Annotated in this window: 4 protein-coding genes; 3 read left to right on the forward strand and 1 reads right to left on the reverse strand. The window is 26.9% G+C overall.

Annotation, left to right across the window (positions count from 1 at the left end; translation table 11 throughout):
• The first annotated feature begins 169 nt into the window (after positions 1-169).
• The 3 genes from NSA58_RS18850 to NSA58_RS18860 all read left to right on the forward strand — a co-directional run bounded on the left by NSA58_RS18850 (position 170) and on the right by NSA58_RS18860 (position 2,095).
• A complete protein-coding gene (locus NSA58_RS18850; protein ID WP_039677844.1) occupies positions 170-502 on the forward strand; it encodes a Fe-S cluster assembly protein HesB in 333 nt (110 codons plus the stop codon).
• 68 nt (positions 503-570) lie between these two features.
• Positions 571-1,227 carry a tRNA (guanosine(46)-N7)-methyltransferase TrmB gene (gene trmB / locus NSA58_RS18855; protein ID WP_039677845.1) on the forward strand — a complete coding sequence of 219 codons (657 nt, stop codon included), beginning with the start codon at positions 571-573 and terminating at the stop codon, positions 1,225-1,227.
• A gap of 130 nt (positions 1,228-1,357) precedes the next feature.
• The gene (locus NSA58_RS18860; protein WP_052232774.1) at positions 1,358-2,095 is read left to right on the forward strand and encodes a hypothetical protein; all 738 of its coding nucleotides are present in this window, start codon (positions 1,358-1,360) and stop codon (positions 2,093-2,095) included.
• Positions 2,096-2,117: 22 nt separating this feature from the next.
• On the opposite strand, the gene NSA58_RS18865 is transcribed toward NSA58_RS18860, so the two are convergent.
• Positions 2,118-2,384 (reverse strand): hypothetical protein, encoded by a 267-nt coding sequence (locus tag NSA58_RS18865; protein WP_039677846.1) that lies wholly within the window; start codon positions 2,382-2,384, stop codon positions 2,118-2,120.
• Positions 2,385-2,460: the final 76 nt, after the last annotated feature.

Genomic DNA, 2,460 nt, shown 5'->3' on the forward strand with positions numbered 1-2,460 from the left:
AGTTATATAAATACAAATTTTTGTTAAAAATATAAATTAAATCTCGTATACAATTTAATAAACATCATATAGAAAATTAAATATTTAATAGCTTCTTATTTAAATAGTTTGGATTTTATTGTATACTTATATAAGGTAATTAAACTACAAATAGAAAGGTGGAATAAATATGAAAGTATTTGCACCAGAATCAGCAATAAACGCTTTAAAAGAAATAATATCAGATAACCAAGATAAACCACATAACGTAAGAGTTTACTTTGCAGGTTTCGCTTGTTCAGGACCAAACTTCGCTTTAGCTCTTGATAACGAGATAGAAGGCGAAGATGTATCTTACGACTTAGAGGGAATACACTTTATAATGAACCAAGATGAATTCTTAACATACGGTAATGTAATCATTCAAGAAATGCCAAACAGAGGATTTGTTGTTATGGTTGAAAATATGCCTTCTAACGGTGGCGGAGGTTGCTCTGGTTGTTCAGGCGGTTGCGACTGTTAATTATTTATATAGAGTACTAGTAGAATATTCTAGTACTCTATTATTTTGTACCAAAGGAGTAGAGATTAGTGAGAAGAAGAAAGAAAAAAGGTTCTGACTTAAAACTATTAAGTTATGAAAATTATGTAAAGAGAGAAGATATAGAAAGTCTAAAAGGTCATTGGAATGAAGTATTCAAAAATGACAATGAAATCCATGCTGAATTCGGAACTGGTAGAGGTAAATTTATCACTACTTTAGCAAAATTAAATCCAAATATAAACTATATTGCTATGGAGATAAAAGAAGAGGTCTTATTAAAAGCTGTAGAGAAAGCTGCTAACGACAATTTAACAAATATAACTTTCATCTGGGGTGATGTTAATAAAATAGAAGATTACTTTGATAAAAAAGAACTATCAAGAGTATATATAAATTTCTGCGATCCATGGCCTAAGAAAAGATGGTCAAAGAGAAGATTAACACATACAAACTTTTTACAAAAATATTTCAATATATTAAAGGATGATGGAGAAGTACATTTTAAATCTGATAACGAGAAATTATTTGAATTTACGCTAAATGAATTTTGTAACAATCCTTGGAAATTAAAAAATATTTCATTAGACTTAGCAAATAATGAAGATATAGAAAATATAACAACAGAATATGAAGATAAGTTTACATCTCAAGGCCTTAAAATATATAGATGTGAAGCACAAAAAGTAATAAATACATTAAAATAATGTAAAAACATAAAATCAAGTAGAAATATACATTAATATATTGTACGAAAGTAGACACAAGGTACAAGGGAATAAAAACCTTCCATAGAAATTTAGTAATATACTATTTTTATGGGAGGTTTTTTATTAAATGAAAATTTTAAAATTATGTTCATTATTTATATTATTAACACTATCAATGGGTTTGGTTCCACTAAAAAACGAAAATATCCCTCTTACTAAACAAGAGTTAACAGATATATTCCCTGATAGTAACTTTAGAGATGTAATATATGCTTATTTCCCTAACGAAGATATAACTTTATCTAAGTTAAAATCTTTAGATGGAGAGTTTTATGCAAGCAAAGAAAATATAGAAGATTTAACTGGCATATCAACATTAGAAAGTATAGATTCTTTTATATTTTGGAACAATAACATAAAAACATTACCAAAAGAAATTTTAAATCTAAATAGCATCAAATACATAAACATAGAAAATAATTATCTAACAGAAAGTAATGTGGTTGAATCATTAGAAAAGAAAAGTGTAGAAGTAGATCACGATTTGAATTTTATTCCATCAGAGAAGTCACAATATGAATTATGCAGTAATAAAACAAATATATCTTTATCTAAAAACGAAAAAATAAATATAAGAAGCTTATTATATAAGTCAATAGATAACTACGCTAATTATTGGGAGCCTTCAAAGGAGCTATCTAAAAATTGTAAACTATATATACAAACAAATAATCCAGCTCTAACAACAATATCTAAAGATGGTTATATCTCATTTACCAAAGAGGGTACTTATTATATAATTGCAAGCCTAAGCGAGAATAAATATACATCATCAACCGTTATAATCAAAACTGTTGTAAAATAAAAAGGCTATATGCCTTTTTATTTTAGAATAAATCAGTTTTCCTTCTAGTTATTATCAGCCCCCATACAACCACCACATAATAAATTATATACAGGGTTGATTTAGCTTCTTCAACATCAATACTAAAAATTTCTTTAGTATCAGGTAAAACCACTAGAATTGCTGCAATAATAATTAACAACGGATTAATTATTATCTGCCTTTCAGATCTAAATAATAATATATTCCCTGCCCACATTATAGAAAACGCAAGAAATAAAACTTTATAAATAAATTCCATATTGTTCATTTCACTTATCTCCCCTCTACTTAGCAGCATAAAATATTAGCCAAGTGAGTATTTACTTTTATTTATAAATCGCAAT

It is taken from the genome of Terrisporobacter muris (genome assembly GCF_024621905.1).
GTDB lineage: Bacteria > Bacillota > Clostridia > Peptostreptococcales > Peptostreptococcaceae > Terrisporobacter > Terrisporobacter muris.